This is a genomic window from Citrobacter sp. Cc139 (assembly GCF_030334645.1).
Lineage (GTDB): Bacteria > Pseudomonadota > Gammaproteobacteria > Enterobacterales > Enterobacteriaceae > Citrobacter > Citrobacter werkmanii.
The window spans coordinates 1-632 of the sequence record NZ_JAOWDM010000021.1 but is presented as its reverse complement, the minus strand read 5'-3'; the positions used below and the strand labels follow the sequence as shown (position 1 = coordinate 632).

The window sequence follows — 632 nt, the reverse complement described above, 5'->3', positions numbered from 1 at the left end:
GTCGGCGGCGTTCCCTATACGCTCCCGATTAAATCAGTGGAAAGCGGTACAGCGTTGACGCTGGTCAGCAATTTTACCGGGCCAACACAATCTGGCGCGGCCTGGTCAGCTGTTCCTCGTGCTGCCCTGAATATGGTGACAGCCACGCTGGTTGCTCAAAGCGCTGAAGCCCTGCGCGGGCTGAACTACGATAAGCAAAACTGGCAGCAGGTATTCAGTGAAACGGGGAATATCACGGTAAGGCTGCCGGATGGCAGCTCTTATACAGGGCCATCCTGGGGAGGCATTACTACAGCGCTTTCGGGCAAGGCAGATAAAACAGCGCTTGAAGATTACGCAAAAAAGGGCAGCAACAGTGATATCACGAGTCTTTCCGGCCTGACGACTTCCCTGAGTGTTACGCAGGGAGGGACTGGTGGTAATAGCCAGCAATCAGCATGTTATGGTATAGGGGCGCTTCAGGTAAACCGTACTGTATCTAATGCCGGTGACCCATCATTACCAACATGTTCATTTTTCCTTGGTGATGGACAAGAAGCCAGTGGAAATGGGAAACCCTACGCATATTCAGTAATTTTAAATATGTCAGAGTCTGGCAACACAGGGATTAATGGCTATTATTCGCAAATTGC

Annotated in this window: 1 pseudogene; it reads left to right on the top strand. The window is 50.8% G+C overall.

The window, feature by feature from the left end:
* Positions 1-632, top strand: a pseudogene (locus OGV69_RS01295) (phage tail fiber protein); the annotation flags it as partial.